The organism is Pseudomonas sp. Kh14, from assembly GCF_900291005.1.
Taxonomy (GTDB): domain Bacteria; phylum Pseudomonadota; class Gammaproteobacteria; order Pseudomonadales; family Pseudomonadaceae; genus Aquipseudomonas; species Aquipseudomonas alloputida.
This window is the reverse complement of record NZ_OLKJ01000007.1, coordinates 128,831-149,005: the sequence shown is the minus strand read 5'-3', so window position 1 is coordinate 149,005 and position 20,175 is coordinate 128,831. Positions and strand designations below refer to the sequence as shown.

Here is a 20,175-nt window from a genome sequence, read left to right as displayed (position 1 = left end):
CAGAGCCTGTCAAGCGTTTATTTTGAAGTTTTTTGCGAGAAACTCGTTTAGCTTCAAACACTTGGCTCGCTGCGATCCCTCGTAGCTGGATGCGAATCATACAGCACTTCAAAGCGCTGTCAACCATCATCTCAACCACTTTCGATCATTTGATCGTAGCCCTTACAGCACCTTCCGAATCGTCTAACTCATTGAATCTCAAGGAGTTTGTCGTTCCGTTGTCGCTGGAAGTGGGGCGCATTATAAGGGGATTCGAGAGGGCGTCAACCTTTAATTTCAAGAAAGTGAAATATAAGGGGAAAAGACCGTATCGGGGCTGCCAAGTGTTCGCCACAACAGTTTCAGCGCCTGTGAGACCGAGCGCCGCCCGCGCGGCGCTTCGCGGGTAAACCCGCTCCTACGTTTGTTTCGGGCCAATTATGCCTGTGGGATTCGCGCGCGAACGCCTTGGTGCCTGTCTCGATATCGCGTCGTACCAACAAGGCGGTCGCGCGCGCCAGGCACAGGAGGGACTGGCCCGAAACAAACGTAGGAGCGGGTTTACCCGCGAAGCGCCGCGCGGGCGGCGCTCGATCTCACAGGCGCTGCAGGGGTTATGGCAGACACATCTCACCGCCAAAACCACCTCAAGACATACCCACCACACCTCCCCCTACAACAGCAAAAACCACCCCCCAAAAACAAAGCGGGGAGGCCTGACGGCCTCCCCGCTTCATCTACTTCCCCTACAGGCTAGGGAATGCGAACTGCGACGCTTCATGGCTGGCCCGCTGCGGCCAACGCTGGGTAATGGCCTTGCGACGGGTATAGAAACGCACACCATCCGGGCCATAGGCATGCAGGTCACCAAACAGCGAGCGCTTCCAGCCACCAAAGCTGTGGTAGGCCACCGGCACCGGCAGCGGTACGTTCACACCCACCATACCCACTTCGATCTCGTCGCAGAACAGACGGGCCGCTTCACCGTCACGGGTAAAGATGCAGGTGCCGTTGCCATACTCGTGATCGTTGATCAGCTGCATGGCCTGCTCCAGGCTATTCACCCGGACCACGCACAGCACCGGGCCAAAGATCTCCTCTTTATAGATGCGCATCTCCGGGGTCACCTTGTCGAACAGGGTGCCACCTACAAAGTAGCCATCTTCATTACCGGCCACACGGAAGCCACGCCCATCCACCACCAGCTTGGCGCCAGCAGCAACACCGTCATCGATGTAACCCACGACCTTGTCACGCGCTGCCGCAGTCACCAGTGGCCCCATGTCCAGGCCGCACGAGGTGCCGGCACCAATCTTCAGCGCCTTGATCTGTGGCTCGAGCTTGGCAATCAGGGCGTCGGCCACTTGGTCGCCCACGCACACGGCTACCGAAATGGCCATGCAACGCTCGCCACACGAACCGTAAGCCGCGCCCATCAGTGCACTGACTGCGTTGTCCAGGTCGGCATCCGGCATCAGCACTGCGTGGTTCTTCGCGCCCCCCAGGGCTTGTACACGTTTGCCACGCTTGGTGCCTTCGGCATAGATGTACTCGGCGATCGGGGTCGAGCCCACGAAGCTCAGTGCTTTGACTTCCGGCGCTTCGATCAGCGCATCCACCGCTTCCTTGTCACCGTGCACGACGTTGAGAATGCCCTTCGGCAGGCCGGCTTCCAGCAGCAACTGGGCAATGTACAGGGTCGAGCTCGGGTCACGCTCGGAAGGCTTGAGGATGAATGCGTTGCCGCAGGCGATGGCCAGCGGGTACATCCACAGCGGCACCATGGCCGGGAAGTTGAATGGGGTGATACCGGCAACCACGCCCAGCGGCTGGAAGTCGGACCAGGCGTCGATGTTCGGACCGACGTTGCGGCTGTACTCGCCCTTCAGCACTTCTGGGGCCGCACACGCGAACTCGACGTTCTCGATACCACGCTTCAGTTCGCCGGCGGCGTCTTCCAGGGTCTTGCCGTGCTCTTCGCTGATCATCTGCGAAATCTTGGCTTCGTTCTGCTCCAGCAGTTGCTTGAAGCGGAACATCACCTGGGCGCGCTTGGCCGGAGGGGTGTTGCGCCAGGCCGGGAAGGCTGCCTTGGCCGAGTCGATCGCTTCCTGCACGGTTGCGCGGCTGGCCAGTTCGACCTTGCGAACGGCCTGCCCAGTGGACGGATTGAAGACATCGGCGGTGCGCTCACCCTTGGTAACCAGTTCGCCGTGAATCAGGTGCTGAACAATGCTCATGCAAAACTCCAGATAAACAAAGGAGAGCCAGGCGCACGCTACGGGCGCCTGGCATCAAAATCGGAAAGATCAGTCGATCAGGTTCAGGGTTTCGCCTACCGCATCGAACAGGCGGTCCAGTTCCTGCGGCTTGGTATTGAAGGTTGGGCCGAACTGCAGGGTGTCGCCACCAAAGCGAACATAGAAACCAGCTTTCCACAGCTTCATGGCCGCTTCGTATGGGCGAACGATGGCATCACCGTCACGGGCGGCGATCTGGATGGCGCCGGCCAGGCCGTAGTTACGGATATCGACGATATTCTTGGTGCCCTTCACGCCGTGCAGCAGCTTCTCGAAATGCGGCGCCAGTTCAGCCGCGGACTGCACCAGGTTTTCCTTCTGCAGCAGGTCCAGCGCGGCGAGACCGGCGGCACAGGCTACCGGGTGCGCCGAGTAGGTATAGCCGTGTGGGAATTCCACGGCGTATTCCGGGGTCGGCTGGTTCATGAAGGTCTGGTAGATCTCGCTGCTGGCAATCACTGCGCCCATCGGGATGGCGCCGTTGGTCACCTGCTTGGCGATGCACATCAGGTCCGGGGTAACGCCGAAGGCTTCCGAGCCGGTCATCGCGCCCATGCGGCCGAAGCCTGTGATCACTTCGTCGAAGATCAGCAGAATGTTGTGCTGGGTGCAGATTTCACGCAGACGCTTCAGGTAACCCTTCGGCGGCGGCAGCACGCCGGCCGAACCGGCCAGCGGCTCGACGATGACTGCTGCGATGTTGGAGGCATCGTGCAGCTCGATCAGCTTGAGCATTTCGTCAGCCAGCGCGATACCGCCCTCTTCCGGCATGCCTTTGGAGAAGGCGTTCACTGGCAACACGGTGTGAGGCAGGTGGTCGACGTCCAGCAGCTGACCAAACATCTTCCGGTTACCGTTGACGCCACCCAGGCTGGTACCGGCGATGTTCACGCCATGGTAACCACGGGCACGGCCGATGATCTTGGTCTTGGTTGCCTGGCCTTTCAGGCGCCAATAGGCACGCACCATCTTCAGTGCGGTATCGGCGCACTCGGAACCGGAGTTGGTATAGAAGACGTGATTCAGATTGCCCGGCACCAGCTCGGCGATCTTTTCCGCCAGCTGGAACGACAGCGGGTGGCCGAACTGGAACGCTGGGGAGTAGTCCAGCGTACTCAGTTGGCGGGTTACCGCGTCAGCGATTTCCTTGCGAGTGTGCCCTGCGCCACAGGTCCACAGGCCAGACAGGGCATCGAAGATCTTGCGCCCGTGGTCATCGACCAGGTAGTTGCCTTCGGCCGCCACGATCAGGCGTGGGTCGCGCTGGAAGTTGCGGTTGGCGGTGTAGGGCATCCAGTGGGCGTCCAGCTTGAGCTGGCTGGCGATACCCGCGGGGGCGGTTTCGGGCATGTTCATCGGCGGTTCCTCGGAAGACGATTAGGCAACGATGGATGTTGTTGCAGCTAAATTGGCACGGCGATAGAGTCTGAAAAAGCCTACATTTCTAACCTTCAGGCAGGCCGAGACTAAACTGATGAGCCGAAGACCCGATCCACTCGCCCAAGTTAGCGATTTCGACATCCGCCTGCTGAAGATCTATCGCAGCGTCGTCGAGTGCGGTGGCTTCTCCGCTGCCGAAAACGTACTGGGCATTGGTCGCTCGGCCATTAGCCAGCAGATGAACGACCTTGAACAACGCCTCGGCCTGCGCCTGTGTCAGCGCGGTCGCGCTGGTTTCTCGCTGACGGAGGAAGGCCGTGAGGTCTACCATTCAGCCCTGCAACTGCTCAGTGCGCTGGAAAGCTTCCGCACCGAGGTCAACGGCCTGCACCAGCATTTGCGCGGCGAGCTGAACATCGGCCTGACCGACAACCTGGTGACGTTGCCACACATGCGTATCACCCACGCCCTGGCGGAACTCAAGGATCGGGGCCCTGATGTGCGCATCCAGATCCGCATGATCGCCCCCAGCCAGGTCGAGCACGGCGTGCTCGACGGCAGCCTGCACGTTGGCGTCGTACCACAGACCAGCCCCCTATCGGGGCTTGAGTACCAACCGTTGTACAGCGAACGCTCGCTGCTGTACTGCGCGGTTGGCCATCCGCTGTTCTACGCCGACGACCAGCAGATAGACGACGAGCGCCTCAACAGCCAGGAAGCCATCACCCCCACCTTCCGCCTGCCGACCGACATCCAGGCGCACTACCAGGCACTGAATTGCACAGCCAGTGCTTCTGACCGCGAGGGCATGGCGTTTCTCATCCTTACCGGGCGCTATATCGGCTACCTGCCCGACCACTACGCCATGTTCTGGGTGCAGCAAGGCCGTTTGCGTGCGCTCAAGCCCAAGGAGCGTTTTTATGACCTGAGCCTGAGCTGGGTTACCCGCAAGGGCCGACGTCCCAACCTGGTGTTGGAAAGCTTCCTCGAAAGCCTGGCTGCGACACGTTGATGCCAGTCTGTGCCGCAAACGCTTGTCACTTCGGCACAGGCAGGTAATCTTGTCCCACAGCCGCAGCCACTGCCCCGTACGGAATCGTCCATGACCCTAGAAGTCCCTGCGCATCGCCTCTCCGCCTCGGGCAAGCCCGCGGGCCGTATCCGCCAGAAGAACGAACAGGCCATTATCCAGGCCGCCGAAGATGAATTCGCCCGCCATGGTTTCAAGGGCACCAGCATGAACACTATCGCCCTCAAGGCGGGGTTGCCCAAGGCTAACCTGCATTACTACTTCACCAACAAGCTGGGCCTGTACATCGCCGTGCTCAGCAACATCATCGAGTTGTGGGACAGCACCTTCAACGCCTTGAGCGTCGATGACGACCCCGGTGAAGCTCTGAGCCAGTACATCCGCACCAAGATGGAGTTCTCCCGGCGCAACCCGCAAGCTTCGCGCATTTTCGCCATGGAAGTGATCAGCGGTGGCACCTGCCTGACCGAATACTTCAGTGCCGATTACCGCGAATGGTTCCGCGGCCGTGCTGCGGTATTCCAAGCCTGGATCGAAGCAGGCAAGATGGACCCGGTCGACCCCGTACACCTGATCTTCCTGCTCTGGGGCAGCACCCAGCACTACGCTGACTTCGCCACCCAGATTTGCCAGGTGACTGGCCGCAGCCGCCTGACCAAGCAGGACATGGAAGACGCGAGCAACAACCTTATCCACATCATTCTGAAGGGCTGCGGCATCAAGCCGGCTGCCTGACCGTTCTTTATGCCTTCTACCCTGCTCGACCTCTGCGAATACCGCGAGGAAATCCGCAAAAGCCGCTTCATCACCCTCGCCGGGCCGATCAGCAGCGCCGCCGAAGCGATGAGTTTCATCGAACGTCACAGCGATATGGCCGCTACCCACAACTGCTGGGCCTGGAAACTCGGCGCGCAGTATCGCAGCAGTGACGACGGCGAACCCGGCGGCACCGCAGGGCGGCCGATCCTGGCGGCCATCGAGGCGCAGGACTGCGACCAGGTGGTGGTGCTGGTTATCCGTTGGTACGGCGGCATCCAGCTGGGTACCGGCGGCCTAGCCAGGGCCTATGGCGGCGGCGCCAACAAGTGCCTGCAACAGGCGCCCAAACGCCTACTGGTGCAGCGCAGCCATTTCAGCTGCAGTTGCAGTTTCAGCGAGCTGGCGCTGGTGAAGCTGCGTCTGGCCGAGGTTGACGGCCTGGTCCTGGATGAACAGTTCACCGCCAATGGTGTGGACTTGGTGATTGCCCTCGGTGACGCCCACCTGGCGCCATTGCAACAGCAATTGGCGGACCTGAGCCGCGGGCGTATTTTGCTCGAAGCACACTGAACATTGCCCACAACAACTGTGGGCCCGCCTGTGGATAAGCTTGGGGCACTCTCTTGCAGGCTAGTGATTTCGAGGCCCCCAGAGCTTTGATCATATTTTGATCACTATTTGATGACAGTCGTAAACTGCTGAAAGTGCGCGACTTATCCCCAGCGAACCGCCCATCCAAGCCGCCCCCCCTTGCTCACCTTGCACACAATAACTGTGGACCAGCTTGTGGATAACCCGTGCGTCAACGGGCGAAGCGCCCGGCCCCGCAAGGCCCAGACAAAACTGAACATTTTTTAACCAGATGCAAACCAGGCACGCGTATTCGCCGTGGCGTATGCTCAATTCCTTTCTCCTACACCGATAAAGGAATGTTCCTATGGCTAATTCAAGAACTGCCCTCATCATCGGCGCCTCGCGCGGGCTTGGCCTGGGCTTGGTACAACGCCTGCACGAAGACGGCTGGCACATCACTGCCACCGTCCGTAACCCGCAGCAGCCCGGCGACCTGGCGAACGTGCCCGGCGTGCGCATCGAGCAGCTGGAAATGAACGACACCGTTCAGCTCGATAGCCTGCAGCAACGCCTGCAAGGCCAGGTGTTCGACCTGATATTCGTCAACGCCGGGGTCATGGGCCCCCTGCCGCAAGACCTGGAGGCAGTACACAACAGCGACATTGGCGATCTGTTCATGACCAACGCCGTGGCGCCGATACGCGTGGCTCGCCGCTTGGTGGGTCAAATACGCGAAGGCAGTGGTGTGCTGGCCTTCATGAGCTCGATCCTGGGAAGCGTCACCATCCCCGACGGTGGCGAAATCTGCCTGTACAAGGCCAGCAAGGCGGCACTGAACTCGATGATCAACAGCTTCTTTGTTGAGCAGCAGCGCCCGGACCTGTGCGTGCTGGCCATGCACCCGGGCTGGGTGAAAACCGACATGGGTGGCGAAAACGCCGATATCGATGTGCTCACCAGCACCCGCGGCATGATCGAACAGATCAAGGCTCAAAGCGGCAAGGGCGGCCTGCGCTTCATCAACTACAAGGGCGAGCCCTTGGTCTGGTGATTCACCAGGTCGCAGCCCGGCTGGGCGCATTGCCCGGCCGGCCCCTGTAGAATGGCCGCAACCGTACCTGATTGAGATGAACCACTATGTATGACTGGTTGAACGCCCTGCCCAAGGCCGAACTGCACCTGCACCTGGAAGGCTCGCTGGAGCCCGAGTTGCTGTTCGCCCTGGCCGAGCGCAACAAGATCGCCTTGCCCTGGGCCGATGTGGAGACGTTGCGCGGTGCCTATGCCTTCAACAACCTGCAGGAGTTCCTCGACCTGTATTACCAGGGCGCCGACGTGCTGCGCACCGAGCAGGACTTCTACGACCTGACCTGGGCCTACCTGCAACGCTGCAAGGCCCAGAACGTGATCCACACCGAACCCTTCTTCGACCCGCAGACCCACACCGACCGCGGCATTGCTTTCGAAGTGGTGCTCAACGGCATCAGCCAGGCGCTCAAGGATGGCCGCGAGCAACTGGGCATCAGCAGCGGCCTGATCCTCAGCTTCCTGCGCCACCTCAGCGAGGATGAAGCGCAAAAGACCCTCGATCAGGCATTGCCGTTCCGCGATGCGTTCATTGCCGTAGGCCTGGACAGCTCGGAGATGGGCCACCCACCCAGCAAGTTCCAGCGGGTGTTCGACCGCGCCCGTAGCGAAGGCTTCGTCGCCGTTGCCCATGCTGGCGAAGAAGGCCCGCCTGAGTACATCTGGGAAGCCCTCGACCTGCTGAAGATCAAACGTATCGACCATGGCGTGCGCGCCATCGAGGACGAGCGCCTGATGCAGCGCATCATCGACGAGCAGATCCCGCTCACGGTGTGCCCGCTGTCCAACACCAAGCTCTGCGTGTTCGACCACATGAGCCAACACAACATCCTCGACATGCTCGAGCGTGGTGTGAAAGTCACGGTCAACTCGGACGACCCGGCCTACTTCGGTGGCTACGTCACGGAGAACTTCCATGCCCTGCACACCCACTTGGGCATGACCGAAGACCAGGCACGTCGCCTGGCGCAGAACAGCCTGGACGCACGGCTGGTTTGAGTAGCATGACGACGTTGCGCTCAACCGACCTGCAACGTCGCCACGCGGGCTATGCGATTGATCTGCTGGATACCCAGCGCCGAAATATGCAAAGCCCGCGAGTCCTCCAACTCGCGCATCCAGCCAGATTGAAGGAACAACCTGAACAAGGCCTGGCCCAGTACGCCCCCCAGATGCGGGCCCTGGTCATTCCATTCGGTGCAGCGGCAGATCACGCAACCTCGTTGCTGGTGTGGCGCCAGGGCATCGATGTACACCCCGACCAAGGCCAACTGCGCCCGCCCCTCGTCACTGACCCTCAAGTGCCGTCCGCTGCCTTCCAACCAGCCAGCCACCACCATGCGATGGTACAACTCACTGGCCAACTCCCCACCCAGGTGATCGCCACAACGGCGCGCCCGGCGCATTGACAGGGGCAGCGACGATACCGGCGCTTCGGCACGCTCTCCCCTGGCGCTTTCCAGCTGTACGCTGGCCAAGGCCTCTACCGCTGCTCCGACCTGCGGGGTAGCCAAGCAGAAGTAACGTTTGCGGCCCCTGGCTTCATGCCTGAGCAAACCGGCCGACGACAGCAGCGAAAGGTGTGCGCAGGCTGACGATGAAGTCAGGCCAGTCATTATCGCGAGCTCATTGGCCAACCGTGGTGTGCCATCGATCAATGCCCACAACATGGCACTGCGCTTGGGGTCGGCCATCAGGCTGGCAATTTGGCTGATACTGCTGGCTGCGTTCATGTCCTTGTAACTCCCTGCAAGTTCACGGTGGGGATGCGATGGCCAACCCTGCCAGGGAAGCGCCTCTCGCTGGCACTGGCCTGGCTCGCCAGTATAAGCCGCAGAAAAACGCCGGTCAGACGACCAGGTGCCGTCGTACTCATGACGAAAAACCACTGGGTATGCCTACCCATGGCAAGCAGCGAAGCGGCTTCGAAAACGCCCCGGAACCAAGTCAACCAAGGCACCGGTACGCCCACACAAACGCGCTGAAACATCTTGATGAAAACAAACTTGCAGCCATTTCAGATGTGGCCCACAGCAACCTTCCACAAATAGCGCGAAACAAAGCGAAGGTTCTGCGGGTTTGCAGGCATTGCGCCCAAAGTAGGAAACACCGCCAGGAGAATGCACACACTTACCGTCAGTCAGGACGCTGAAGCCGTGTCATGGCAGGCCGGCGGGCCAGCGCTACACTTGAGCGGCTCCCCTTCCTGGAGGTATGCCGCGATGAAAATTATCGTAAGTGCGTCGAGCCGAAACCCCGCCTGCCCCTGGCAAGTCCAGCTCGATCAGCATGTGGTCAGTTTCCGCAGCGAGGCTGAGGCGCGCGCCTTCGTCGCCACGCTGGAAACCAGGCTGCAGGCACCTCACCCCCTCATGCGGGAGCCTTGGCCTGCAGACGTCGGGTCAACAGCGCGACACTGACCACCAGCGCCCCGCACAGGCTGATCACGATTGCCATTGGCACCGCACTGCCGTCATGCAGCAGCCCGACCAGCGCCGCAGCACCCGCAGCTACGCTGAACTGCACACAGCCCATCAGTGCCGAGGCGCTGCCGGCACGCGCGCCCTGTCCACTCATGGCGCAGGCCGAAGCATTGGGAATGATGCAACCAAGGCTGGCGATACAGATGAACAGCGGCACCAGTAGCGGCCACAGTTGCGCAGGGCGCAACGCCGCCACGCCCAGCAGCACCAGGCCCGCAACCAGATACAGCCATACCGCACGGCCCAGCAGGAAGGCCGGCCCGCGTTTGGCCAGAAGGCGGGCGTTCACCTGCGCCACCAGAATAAAACCTGCGGCGTTGGTGCCGAACAGCCAGCCGTAGTGCTCAGCGGGCACGCCATACAGTTTGATAAACACGAAAGGTGAACCGGCGATATAGGCAAACATGCCGGCAATGGCGATACCGCCGGTCAGGGCATGGCCGAGAAAAACCCGGTCAGCCAGCAGCCGCAGGTACTGGCGCAAGGCGCCAGATAGCGGCTGGCGGGGTATATGCTCAGGCAGGCTTTCCGGCAGGCCCAGGCTTACTGCCAGCAGGCAGCCGGCGCTGAACAGGCTCAGAGCAAGGAAGATCGACTGCCAGCCGGCCAGGTTCACCAGCACCCCACCCAGCATCGGTGCCAGGATCGGCGCCAAGCCCATGACCAGCATCAGCTGCGAAAACACTTTGGCTGAAGCTACCGGGTCGCACTTGTCGCTGACGATGGCCCGCGAAAGCACCATGCCGGCACAACCACCCAGTGCCTGGATGAAACGCGCCACCACCAAGGTGTCGAGGTTGGGGGCGTAGGCACAGGCCAGTGATGCCAAGGTGAACAGCGTAACGCCGAACATCAGCGGTTTGCGTCGGCCAAAGCGGTCGGCAACCGGCCCATAGGCCAACTGCCCGATAGACAGGCCCAGGAAGTAGGCGGCCAACGTGGCCTGGACGTGTTTTTCATCGGTGGCGAACGCTTGCGCCATGGCCGGGAAGGCTGGCAGGTAAAAGTCGATCGCCAAGGGCCCGAACGCACTGAGTGCGCCCAGGATGAGCACCATTCGCAGGTTCATCAGGAATCCATAGCAGGCTAAGCAAGTGGCTGATTCTACCTGCTGTGGACCCTGTCAATGTGAAAAGATTTGCAACACTGTTACCCCCGGTGGGAGCAATCAGGTCTTCAGGCGAGTTCGGCCTGATACCCCTCATCGCGAATCGCAGTGAGAATCTGCTCCTGCGCCAACTCGCTCTGCACACGCACCTGTTTGCCTGCCAGATCAACTTCCACCCTGGCTGCCGCATCCTGCTCCTGCACCGCCCGGGTCACGGCTTTCACGCAATGGCCGCAGGTCATGCCTTGTACATTGAACACTTGCATGGGGGTTACCTCCTTCAGGTTTTTCACAAGTCTCAAGCTTGCCATCAGGGTAAGGTCAAGCACTGCCTGCAAAACCCGGGGTGGAAATCAGCGCCCGCGTCGGCCAAGCTGCGCTTTTGACGATCAGGCAAGCAGGAGATTTTTCATGTTCAGGGCAGCATTGGGCGTCGTCGGGCTCTTGGGCGCACTGGCTGTGGTGCCACCGGCTTTCGCCGAGGGCAACTCGGCCTACAGCGTACTGATCATTTCCCGGGAGCGCCTGGAAGTGGCCACCAGTTGCGAAATCGGCGTGTACCTCAATGACCAGCTTGCCGGGCGCGTTTTCCAGGAGCAGTCCACCTCGTTCAACCTGCCGCCTGGCCCGGTGGATGTGCGCCTGCGCCTGCTGCCTGGGCAAATGCCGGGTTGCGCTGCAGGTATAGAGGACCAGCGCAGCACGCGTTTGAATCTGCAGGCGGGCCAGATCAACAAATACCGCATCGCCATGGGGCAATATGGGCTGGAGTTGAAACGAGCCGACCTGGGCTATTGACCTTGCCTGCGTGGCAAGGTTGATGCTGGAGGCCTGTCCAAGGAGGAGAGCCATGCCCGCATCCACCACATACGACCTGCCGATCTCCGGCATGACCTGCGCCAGCTGTGCTGGCCGGGTCGAGCGCGCTCTGCGCAAGGTCACAGGCGCTGAACAGGTCAGCGTAAACCTTACCACTGAAAAAGCTCGGGTTCTGGCCCCGCCTGCCAGCCTGCCAGCCTTGGTCGAAGCCGTGCGCGAGGCCGGTTATGGGGTACCAACCCGCACCCTCGAACTGCAGATAGGCGGCATGACCTGCGCCAGTTGCGTCGGCCGAGTAGAGCGCGCCCTAGGCAAATTGGCCGGGGTCGAGCGGGTCAGCGTCAACTTGGCCAGCGAACGCGCGCACCTCGAAGTGCTTGCGGCCCTTGATGACAATCTGCTGATCGACGCTGTGCAAAAGGCAGGCTACAGCGCCAGCCTGCCGCAATCGACCAAGGACGACCAAAGCACTGTCCAGCGCCGCCTGCGCAACGAGCGCCTGGCAGTCGGTGCAGCCTTGCTGTTGGCCCTGCCGCTGGTATTACCCATGCTGGTACAACCGTTCGGCTTGCACTGGATGCTACCCGCCTGGGCGCAGTTCCTGCTGGCCACACCCGTACAGTTCATTCTCGGTGCCCGCTTCTACATTGCAGCCTGGAAGGCTGTGCGCGCCGGCGCCGGCAACATGGACCTGCTGGTGGCCTTGGGCACCAGCGCTGGTTATGGCCTGAGCCTGTACCAATGGGCACAGGCTCCTGCCGGCATGGCCCCGCACCTGTACTTCGAAGCCTCAGCCGTGGTGATTGCCCTGGTATTGCTGGGCAAGTACCTGGAAAGCCGCGCCAAACGCCAGACCGCCAGTGCCATCCGAGCCCTAGAAGCCCTGCGCCCGGAACGCGCCCTGCGCGTGGTCGACGGCGTGGAAGAGGACGTGGCCATCGCCCAGTTGCGCTTGGGCGACCTGGTACTGGTCAAGCCCGGCGAACGCTTCCCGGTCGACGGCGTGGTCGAAGACGGCAGCAGCCATGCCGATGAGGCCCTGATCAGCGGCGAGAGCCTGCCAGTGCCCAAACAACCCGGCGACAGCGTCACCGGTGGCGCCATCAATGGTGAAGGCCGGCTGCTGGTGCGTACCCGGGCGCTGGGCACCGAGACCGTGCTGGCGCGCATCATCCGCCTGGTGGAAGACGCCCAGGCCGCCAAAGCGCCGATCCAGAAGCTGGTCGACCGTGTCAGCCAGGTGTTCGTCCCGGCCGTGCTGTTACTGGCCCTGATCACCTTGATCGGCTGGTGGCTGGCTGGGGTACCGCTGGAAACCGCGCTGATCAACGCCGTCGCCGTGCTGGTCATCGCCTGCCCCTGCGCCCTCGGCCTGGCCACGCCCGCCGCGATCATGGCCGGTACTGGGGTCGCCGCCCGCCACGGCATCCTGATCAAGGATGCCGAAGCTCTGGAGCGTGCTCATGCGGTCAACCGCGTAGTGTTCGACAAAACCGGCACCCTCACCTCCGGCAGCCCGCGGGTGGTTCACAGCCAGGCGCTGGACGGCAACAGCGCCAACCTGCACCGCCTGGCCGGCGCCCTGCAGCGTGGGAGTGAACACCCGCTGGCCAAGGCGGTGCTGGTGGCCTGTGCAGAGCAAGGGCTGGACGTGCCAAGCGTTGCGGACAGCCAGTCGCTGACCGGGCGCGGCATTGCCGGTCGCGTTGAAGGCCGTGAACTGGCGCTGGGCAACCGCCGACTGCTTGACGAAAGCGGTCTGCAACCCGGCGAGTTGGCCGCCCAGGCCCAGGCCTGGGAAGCTGAAGGGCGCACACTGTCGTGGCTGATCGAGCGCAGCGCGCAACCGAGAGTGGTGGGCCTGTTCGCCTTTGGTGACAGCCTCAAGCCTGGCGCCGCGCAGGCCATCGAAACCCTGCACGCCCAACACATCAGCAGCCACCTGCTGACCGGTGACAACCGTGGCAGCGCCAACGTGGTTGCCGAGGCACTGGGTATAGACGATGTGCACGCCGAAGTGCTACCGGCCGACAAGGCCGCGACCGTGGCCGCGCTCAAGCAGGATGGGGTGGTCGCCATGGTTGGCGATGGCATCAACGATGCCCCGGCGTTGGCCGCGGCCGACATCGGCATTGCCATGGGTGGCGGTACCGACGTGGCCATGCAGGCCGCCGGCATCACCCTGATGCGTGGCGACCCGCGCCTGGTGCCCGCCGCGCTGGAAATCAGCCGCAAGACCTACGCGAAGATCCGCCAGAACCTGTTCTGGGCCTTCATCTACAACCTGATCGGCATTCCGCTCGCCGCGCTGGGTTACCTCAACCCGGTACTGGCAGGTGCCGCCATGGCCCTGTCCAGTGTCAGCGTCGTCAGCAATGCACTGTGGCTTAAAACGTGGAAACCCACCAGCAGCACCCAGGAGGCGCCATGAATATCGGCCAGGCCGCCCGCCGCAGCGGGCTCAGCACCAAGATGATCCGTTACTACGAATCCATCGGCCTGCTCAAACCCGCCACTCGCAGCGACAGCGGCTACCGCCTGTACCAGGCGCAAGACTTGCACAACCTGGCCTTCATCAAACGCTCCCGCGACCTGGGCTTTTCCCTCGAAGAGGTCGGCAAGTTGCTGACCTTGTGGCAGGACCGTCAACGTGCCAGCGCCGATGTGAAGGCGCTGGCCATGCACCACATCGATGAACTGAACCGGCGCATCGAGGAGCTGGTGAGCCTGCGCGACACCCTCGGCGAGCTGGTTTCGCACTGCCAGGGTGACGACCGCCCGGACTGCCCGATCCTCAAAGACCTGGCCAATGGCGCTGGGGGCAGCTGCTGTCACTGAGCTGCCACACGCCTTTGGCATGCCATAAATGTCCAAACACGACCGAATAGTCACCAACCACGACTTTATCCAATAAATACGGGCGTTTTGGCTTCATAAAACCCGGATGCTGCCGATGTAGTTGCTACCTGCCTCGTGTGTCGAAAATAACAATTCCGGGAGCGTCGATGAGCATCAAACAGAAACTGACCTGGGCATTCGCGGTCATCGCCGGCTTGCCCATCGTTCTCGTAGCCACCCTGGTGGTCATCAACCTGCGCGGCGAAGCCCGCGACGGATTCCTCGACAGCAGCAGCCGGGAAATCCGCCAGGTCAGCAACGCGATGAACATCTTCTTCCAGGGGATCAACCAGAACGTCGAGTACATGGCTTCCCAGCCAATGGTTGCCGCCACGGGCAGCGAGCTGAACAAGTACATGAGCGCAACCCCGTCCTACGAACTGGGCGAGCAGGCCAGCAAAATTCTCGACTTCATGACTCGCCTGGCCAACTCACATCCCGCCTACGCCTACCTGTCCTACGGGGTGAATGACGGCGGCTACACCGGCTGGCCGGCCGGCCAGAAGTTTGTCAATTATGACCCACGCACGCGCCCCTGGTACCAACTTGCCATGGCCAACCCTGGCAAGACACTGCGTACCGGCGCCTACTACTGGGCCGCCGACGATGCGGTGCTGGTCAGCACCGTGCGCACCGTGGCCAACCAGCTGGGCAACCCCGGCGGCGTGGTCAACATCGACGTGTCGCTCAAGGGCCTGACCGAGATCGTCAAGCAGATCAAACTGGGCGAAAGCGGCTACTTGATGCTGGTGGAAAGCAACGGCAACGTGATGGTCGACCCGCGCGACGCCGCCCACAACTTCAAGCAGCTGGGAAGCTTTGGCGACGGTTATGCCAAGCTGGCCAAAGCCGGCAAAGGCCTGGTCGAGGTCGAACTCAATGGCGTGCACTACATGGCCAACGTCTACCCCGACCAGCAACTGGGCTGGACCTTCATCGGCCTGATCGAACAAAGCGAAGTGATGCAGACCACCACCCGGCTGACCTGGCTGATCGGCATCGTCGCTGTGGTGTTGGCCGCGCTGTTCGCGGTAGTCGGTGCGACCTTCGCCAAACTGATCGTGCGCCCGATCAACAGTGTTACCAATGGCCTGGAAGACATTGCCCAAGGTGAGGGTGACCTGACCCGCAACCTGGAAATCCGCGGCCGCGACGAAACCGCGCAACTGGCCAGCTGGTTCAACCAGTTCCTCGGTGCCATTCGCAGCCTGATCCAGCACATCGGCACGGCTGCCAGCAAGATCCTCAGCACTTCCAGCAGCTCGACCCGCGTCTCCAGCGACATGGCCGAGGCGGCCGGCCGCCAGCGCGAAGCCGTGGACATGGTTTCCACCGCTTTCCACGAAATGGTCGCCACCGCCAATGAAGTGGCACGGTCTTGCAGCCAGGCGGCGCAGTCGGCCGACAGCGGCCAGCAGCAGGCCCGCGAAGGGCAGCAACAGATCGATGCAGCAGTACACAGCGTTGATCGCCTGAGCCACGAAATCGAGCAATCGGCCCAGTCGATTCAACAGCTGGAGCGTGACAGCAACGCCATTCAGTCGATCCTCGGCACCATCCGTTCGATTGCCGAACAAACCAACCTGCTAGCCCTGAACGCTGCCATCGAAGCGGCCCGTGCCGGTGAGCAGGGCCGCGGCTTTGCCGTGGTTGCCGACGAAGTGCGGGCGCTGGCCAAGCGTACTGCCGACTCCACCGCCGAAATCGACGGTTTGCTGGGCAACCTGGCCAGCCGTACCGCCGAAGTGGCCGAGCAGATGCACGCCAGCCTGGAAGTGTCGCAGCAGTCGGTCAGCCGCATTGGTCTTGCCCGCGACAGCTTCGGGCAGATCCGTGAGTCGGTGGACGTGATCCGTGACATGAACACCCAGATCGCCACGGCAGCCGAAGAACAGCATCAGGTGGCTGAGGACATCAACCGGCACATCAGCCAGATTCACGGGGATGCGCAGTTGGTGGCCGAGCTGGCCCAGGCGGCGCGCCAGGACTCCGAGAGCCTGGCCGGGTTGTCCAATGAGCTGGATACGCTGGTGCGCAGGTTCCGCACCTGAAGTGTGGCCTGTGCCGGCCCTTTCGCGGGTGGTAACGCGCCCCCTGTAGGAGCGGGTTTACCCGCGAAGAGGCCGGCACAAGTAACCCTGAATTAAAGCTTCAACTCCCCCGGTGTTGCGCCAAACAGCTGCTTGAACGCCGCAATGTAGGCCGACGTGGAGTCATACCCACACCCCAGCGCCGCCTCGGTCACATTCTCCCCCGCCTCCAGCAACGCCAGCGACGACAACAGCCGCATGCGCTGGCGCCAATTACGAAAGCTCAACCCCGTCTCCCGCTGAAACAGCCGCATCAGCGTCTTCTCCGAACACCCCAGCTCCCGCGCCCATTGCTGTAAGGTCTGCGGCTTGTCCGGTGCAGCGATCAAGCCATTGCATAGCGCCAGCAAACCAGGATGGCGGGGCAAAGGCAGCGAGAACCCGACTTCCGGCAAGGTGCGCAACTGATCGAGCAGCACCGCTACCAGACGCGCCTCGGCGCTGTCACCCTCTGGGTAATCTGCCGGGAACAGGCAGAACTGCTTGATCAGCTCGCGCGCCAGCGGCGTGACTTCCAGCACTCGGCATTGTTCCGGCGCCCATGGGCAGGCATCGCGGCGCACATACAGGCTGCGCATCTCGGCTTGCATCGAGGTGATCACTTCATGCTCGGCATCGGCAGGGATCCATACCCCCCACTGCGGTGGGGCAAAGTAACTGCCGTCGCGTGTGTACACGCCAAGGACACCGCTGATGGCGTACGAGAACTGCACCCAGTCGTGCTGGTGACGAGTGGTCCACGAACCGGCGCCAAGGCTTTCGGCACGGGCGTAGAGAGGTCTGGGCAGGTGTTCCAGCGCGGGGATAGCGCGGGGGTGTCCGATCATCGGCATGGTATTTTCTTTTAGTTCTGACCAGACAAGCCTAACAGCTGGATCATGATCGAGGCACACGCCGCGTCTGCAGTTACCCTGGAGGTGCTTCAGCGCTCGACGATAACGGTCACCCCTTGCCCGCCTGCCGCACAGATCGAAATCAGCCCGCGCCCCTTACCCGCCGTCGCCAGCAGTTTGGCCAGGCTGGCCAATATCCGCCCACCGGTTGCCGCAAACGGGTGCCCGGCCGCCAGCGAACTGCCCTTGACGTTGAGTTTGCTGCGGTCGATGGCGCCAAGCGGCGCCTCCAGGCCCAACCGCTCACGGCAGTAATCGGCATCCTCCCAGGCCTTGAGCGTGCACAGCACCTGGGCAGCAAAGGCTTCGTGGATTTCGTAATAGTCAAAGTCCTGCAGCGTCAGGCCATTGCGTGCCAGCAAGCGCGGCACGGCATACACCGGCGCCATCAACAACCCTTCGCGCCCCGTGACAAAATCCACCGCAGCGGTTTCGCCATCGACCAGATAGGCAAGCACCTGCAACCCCTGCTGCTGCGCCCACGCCTCACTGCTTAACAGCACCAGCGAAGCACCATCGGTCAACGGCGTGGAATTACCGGCCGTCAACGTGCCCTGCCCGCTGCGGTCAAAGGCTGGTTTGAGTCTGGCCAACTGCTCAAGGCTAAGGTCGGGGCGCAGGTTGTTGTCCCGTGTCAGCGAAAGAAACGGCGTCAACAGGTCGTCCTGCCAACCCTCGGCATAGGCTGCGGCCAGCTTCTGGTGGCTAAGCACCGCCAATTCGTCCTGCTCGGCGCGGGCAACGCGCCAGGTGTGGGCCATGCGCTCGCAATGCTCGCCCATCGACAACCCCGTACGCGGCTCGCTATTGCGTGGTAGCTCGGGTTTCAGGTGGTGAGGCCGTAGCTTGAGGAAAGGCTTGAACCGCTCGCCAAGGCTTTTACCACGGTTGGCCTGCAGCAATATATGGCGCAAGCCTTCGTTGACGGCGATCGGCGCATCGGAGGTGCTGTCGACACCGCCAGCGATACCGCAGTCGATCTGCCCCAGGGCAATCTTGTTGGCCACCAGCAGCGCAGCCTCCAGCCCGGTACCGCAGGCCTGCTGGATGTCATAGGCCGGGGTCTGCGGTGACAGGCGCGAACCCAACACGCACTCGCGGGTCAGGTTCATGTTGCGCGAGTGCTTGAGCACCGCACCGGCCACCACCTCGCCCAACCGCAGCCCGTGCAGGCGATAGCGTTCGATCAAGCCTTCAAGCGCGGCCGTGAGCATCGCCTGGTTGCTGGCCGTAGCGTAGGCGCCATTGGAGCGGGCGAAAGGGATCCGGTTGCCGCCCAGAATCGCGACCCGGCGAGTTGAACGCATGCGCGTGTTCCTCCTGAAACAATTTGTTCGGTACAGCCTAGGTGTTTTTACCGCATTCGAACGACCCTGCCGCAAAGTTGGTCCACACTTTCAAGCTTGCCTTTCGGGAGACCCCTCATGAGCGATCGCTACCTCGGTTTTGCCAACTCCAATCTCGGCCGCCGCCTCGTGGATGCCCTTGGCCTGCCACACCCGGCGCCACTGGAGCGCTGGCAGGCTGGCCGCCTGCGGCCGGTGGAAGGTGCCCTGGTACTGGGTGGCGGGCCACTGGCGAAGCAGATCGAAGCCATCGCCCCGCGCCTCACTGACGAGGTATACAGCTTCAATGCCGACAACCTGCAGGCTGAAGCCTGGGTGGCCGGCCTGGGGCCAAAAATCAAGGCCGTGGTATTCGACGCCAGTCACTTGTCCGACAGCGATGCACTGAAGCAGTTGCGTGAATTTTTCCAGCCGCTGCTACGCAGTCTGGCCCCATGCGCCCATGTACTGGTACTGGGCCGTGCACCGGAAGGCCTCGACGACCCACTGGCCAGCGTTGCACAGCGTGCCCTTGAGGGCTTCAGCCGCTCACTGGCCAAGGAACTGCGCAATGGCGCCACTGCCCAGCTTCTGTATGTCGCCCCCGGTGCCGAAGATCAGCTGGAAGGCGCCCTGCGCTTCTTCCTCTCGCCAAAGAGTGCCTTCATCTCTGGCCAGGTACTGCGCCTGCAAGCCTGCACCAGCCAGGTGGAGGACTGGACCCGCCCACTCGGTGGCCGCCGCGCGCTGGTCACAGGGGCTGCGCGGGGCATCGGCGCCGCCATTGCGGAAACCCTGGCGCGGGACGGCGCCGATGTGCTGCTGCTGGATGTACCGCAGGCCAGCCAGGACCTCGACGCCCTTGCTGCACGCCTCGGCGGCAAGGCACTGCCACTGGATATATGCGCTAGCGATGCAGCAACCCAACTGCTCGCGGCCTTGCCCGACGGCATCGATATCGTGGTGCACAACGCCGGTATCACCCGCGACAAGACGCTGGCCAACATGACGCCGGAATACTGGGACGCCGTGCTGGCCGTGAACCTCAAGGCACCGCAAGTGCTCACCCAGGCGTTGTATGACAACGGCGCGCTGGGGGAAAGCGCGCGCATCACCCTGCTGGCCTCGGTCAGCGGCATTGCCGGCAACCGCGGGCAGGCCAACTATGCCGCGAGCAAGGCCGGGCTGATCGGCCTGGCCCAGGCCTGGGCGCCACGGCTCGCCGAGCGCGGTGGCAGCATCAACGCCATCGCCCCCGGTTTCATCGAAACCCACATGACTGCAGCCATGCCCATGGGCCTGCGCGAGGCGGGCCGGCGCTTGAGTTCGCTGGGCCAGGGTGGGCGCCCGCAGGATGTCGCCGAAGCCATTGCGTGGCTCAGCCAGCCAGGGTCCGGGTCGGTCAACGGCCAGGTGCTGCGGGTGTGCGGCCAAGCACTGATGGGGGCTTGA

The 20,175-nt window shown here is 62.4% G+C and carries 18 protein-coding genes; 11 read left to right on the top strand and 7 right to left on the bottom strand.

Going from position 1 to position 20,175, the window contains the following annotated elements; genetic code table 11:
- Positions 1 to 725: 725 nt before the first annotated feature.
- Positions 726 to 2,219, bottom strand: coding sequence for a CoA-acylating methylmalonate-semialdehyde dehydrogenase (locus tag FQ668_RS02365; protein WP_003255276.1), 1,494 nt, complete (start codon positions 2,217 to 2,219; stop codon positions 726 to 728).
- A 69-nt stretch (positions 2,220 to 2,288) separates the two neighbouring features.
- The gene (locus FQ668_RS02360) at positions 2,289 to 3,635 is read right to left on the bottom strand and encodes an aspartate aminotransferase family protein (protein ID WP_014589574.1); all 1,347 of its coding nucleotides are present in this window, start codon (positions 3,633 to 3,635) and stop codon (positions 2,289 to 2,291) included.
- 115 nt (positions 3,636 to 3,750) lie between these two features.
- Between FQ668_RS02360 and FQ668_RS02355 the strand changes: the two genes are divergently transcribed.
- From FQ668_RS02355 to FQ668_RS02335, 5 genes are all read left to right on the top strand, one after another.
- Positions 3,751 to 4,671 (top strand): LysR family transcriptional regulator, encoded by a 921-nt coding sequence (locus tag FQ668_RS02355; RefSeq protein ID WP_026031902.1) that lies wholly within the window; start codon positions 3,751 to 3,753, stop codon positions 4,669 to 4,671.
- Between the two features lie 90 nt (positions 4,672 to 4,761).
- On the top strand, positions 4,762 to 5,424 hold the full coding sequence (locus FQ668_RS02350) for a TetR/AcrR family transcriptional regulator (protein ID WP_003255279.1): 663 nt from the start codon (positions 4,762 to 4,764) through the stop codon (positions 5,422 to 5,424).
- 9 nt (positions 5,425 to 5,433) lie between these two features.
- Entirely contained in the window at positions 5,434 to 6,018 is a 585-nt protein-coding gene (locus FQ668_RS02345) for a YigZ family protein (protein WP_014589572.1), read from the top strand.
- 367 nt (positions 6,019 to 6,385) lie between these two features.
- A complete protein-coding gene (locus FQ668_RS02340) occupies positions 6,386 to 7,072 on the top strand; it encodes an SDR family oxidoreductase (protein ID WP_144179876.1) in 687 nt (228 codons plus the stop codon).
- Positions 7,073 to 7,158: 86 nt separating this feature from the next.
- Positions 7,159 to 8,106, top strand: a complete 948-nt coding sequence (locus FQ668_RS02335; protein ID WP_010951862.1) for an adenosine deaminase — start codon at positions 7,159 to 7,161, stop codon at positions 8,104 to 8,106.
- A 20-nt stretch (positions 8,107 to 8,126) separates the two neighbouring features.
- Here the strand turns inward: FQ668_RS02335 and FQ668_RS02330 are convergent, their stop codons facing one another.
- Positions 8,127 to 8,840, bottom strand: a complete 714-nt coding sequence (locus FQ668_RS02330) for a helix-turn-helix transcriptional regulator (RefSeq protein WP_019438054.1) — start codon at positions 8,838 to 8,840, stop codon at positions 8,127 to 8,129.
- Between the two features lie 489 nt (positions 8,841 to 9,329).
- Here FQ668_RS02330 and FQ668_RS28945 point away from each other — a divergent pair, with 489 nt between their 5' ends.
- Complete coding sequence (locus tag FQ668_RS28945) at positions 9,330 to 9,527, top strand: hypothetical protein (RefSeq protein WP_076403763.1); 198 nt, start codon at positions 9,330 to 9,332, stop codon at positions 9,525 to 9,527.
- On the opposite strand, the gene FQ668_RS02320 is transcribed toward FQ668_RS28945, so the two are convergent.
- Together FQ668_RS02320 and FQ668_RS02315 are read right to left on the bottom strand one after the other, a co-directional pair.
- The gene (locus FQ668_RS02320) at positions 9,478 to 10,659 is read right to left on the bottom strand and encodes a multidrug effflux MFS transporter (protein WP_003255285.1); all 1,182 of its coding nucleotides are present in this window, start codon (positions 10,657 to 10,659) and stop codon (positions 9,478 to 9,480) included. The genes FQ668_RS28945 and FQ668_RS02320 overlap by 50 nt on opposite strands.
- A 107-nt stretch (positions 10,660 to 10,766) precedes the next feature.
- On the bottom strand, positions 10,767 to 10,964 hold the full coding sequence (locus FQ668_RS02315; protein WP_014589568.1) for a heavy-metal-associated domain-containing protein: 198 nt from the start codon (positions 10,962 to 10,964) through the stop codon (positions 10,767 to 10,769).
- A 145-nt stretch (positions 10,965 to 11,109) separates the two neighbouring features.
- Here FQ668_RS02315 and FQ668_RS02310 point away from each other — a divergent pair, with 145 nt between their 5' ends.
- From FQ668_RS02310 to FQ668_RS02295, 4 genes are all read left to right on the top strand, one after another.
- The gene (locus tag FQ668_RS02310; protein WP_014589567.1) at positions 11,110 to 11,496 is read left to right on the top strand and encodes a hypothetical protein; all 387 of its coding nucleotides are present in this window, start codon (positions 11,110 to 11,112) and stop codon (positions 11,494 to 11,496) included.
- Between the two features lie 52 nt (positions 11,497 to 11,548).
- Entirely contained in the window at positions 11,549 to 13,948 is a 2,400-nt protein-coding gene (locus FQ668_RS02305; protein ID WP_144179874.1) for a heavy metal translocating P-type ATPase, read from the top strand.
- A complete protein-coding gene (gene cueR, locus FQ668_RS02300; protein WP_014589565.1) occupies positions 13,945 to 14,355 on the top strand; it encodes a Cu(I)-responsive transcriptional regulator in 411 nt (136 codons plus the stop codon). The genes FQ668_RS02305 and cueR overlap by 4 nt, the downstream gene beginning before the upstream one ends.
- Positions 14,356 to 14,522: 167 nt before the next feature.
- On the top strand, positions 14,523 to 16,466 hold the full coding sequence (locus tag FQ668_RS02295) for a methyl-accepting chemotaxis protein (RefSeq protein ID WP_014589564.1): 1,944 nt from the start codon (positions 14,523 to 14,525) through the stop codon (positions 16,464 to 16,466).
- 92 nt (positions 16,467 to 16,558) lie between these two features.
- Here FQ668_RS02295 and FQ668_RS02290 read toward each other — a convergent pair whose 3' ends face one another.
- Together FQ668_RS02290 and FQ668_RS02285 are read right to left on the bottom strand one after the other, a co-directional pair.
- The gene (locus FQ668_RS02290; protein ID WP_019438050.1) at positions 16,559 to 17,338 is read right to left on the bottom strand and encodes a helix-turn-helix transcriptional regulator; all 780 of its coding nucleotides are present in this window, start codon (positions 17,336 to 17,338) and stop codon (positions 16,559 to 16,561) included.
- Positions 17,339 to 17,427: 89 nt separating this feature from the next.
- Positions 17,428 to 18,705: an acetyl-CoA C-acetyltransferase gene (locus FQ668_RS02285; protein WP_144179872.1), complete on the bottom strand. Its 1,278-nt coding sequence runs from the start codon at positions 18,703 to 18,705 to the stop codon at positions 17,428 to 17,430.
- A 117-nt stretch (positions 18,706 to 18,822) separates the two neighbouring features.
- Here FQ668_RS02285 and FQ668_RS02280 point away from each other — a divergent pair, with 117 nt between their 5' ends.
- Positions 18,823 to 20,175, top strand: coding sequence for a 3-oxoacyl-ACP reductase (locus FQ668_RS02280; RefSeq protein ID WP_144179870.1), 1,353 nt, complete (start codon positions 18,823 to 18,825; stop codon positions 20,173 to 20,175).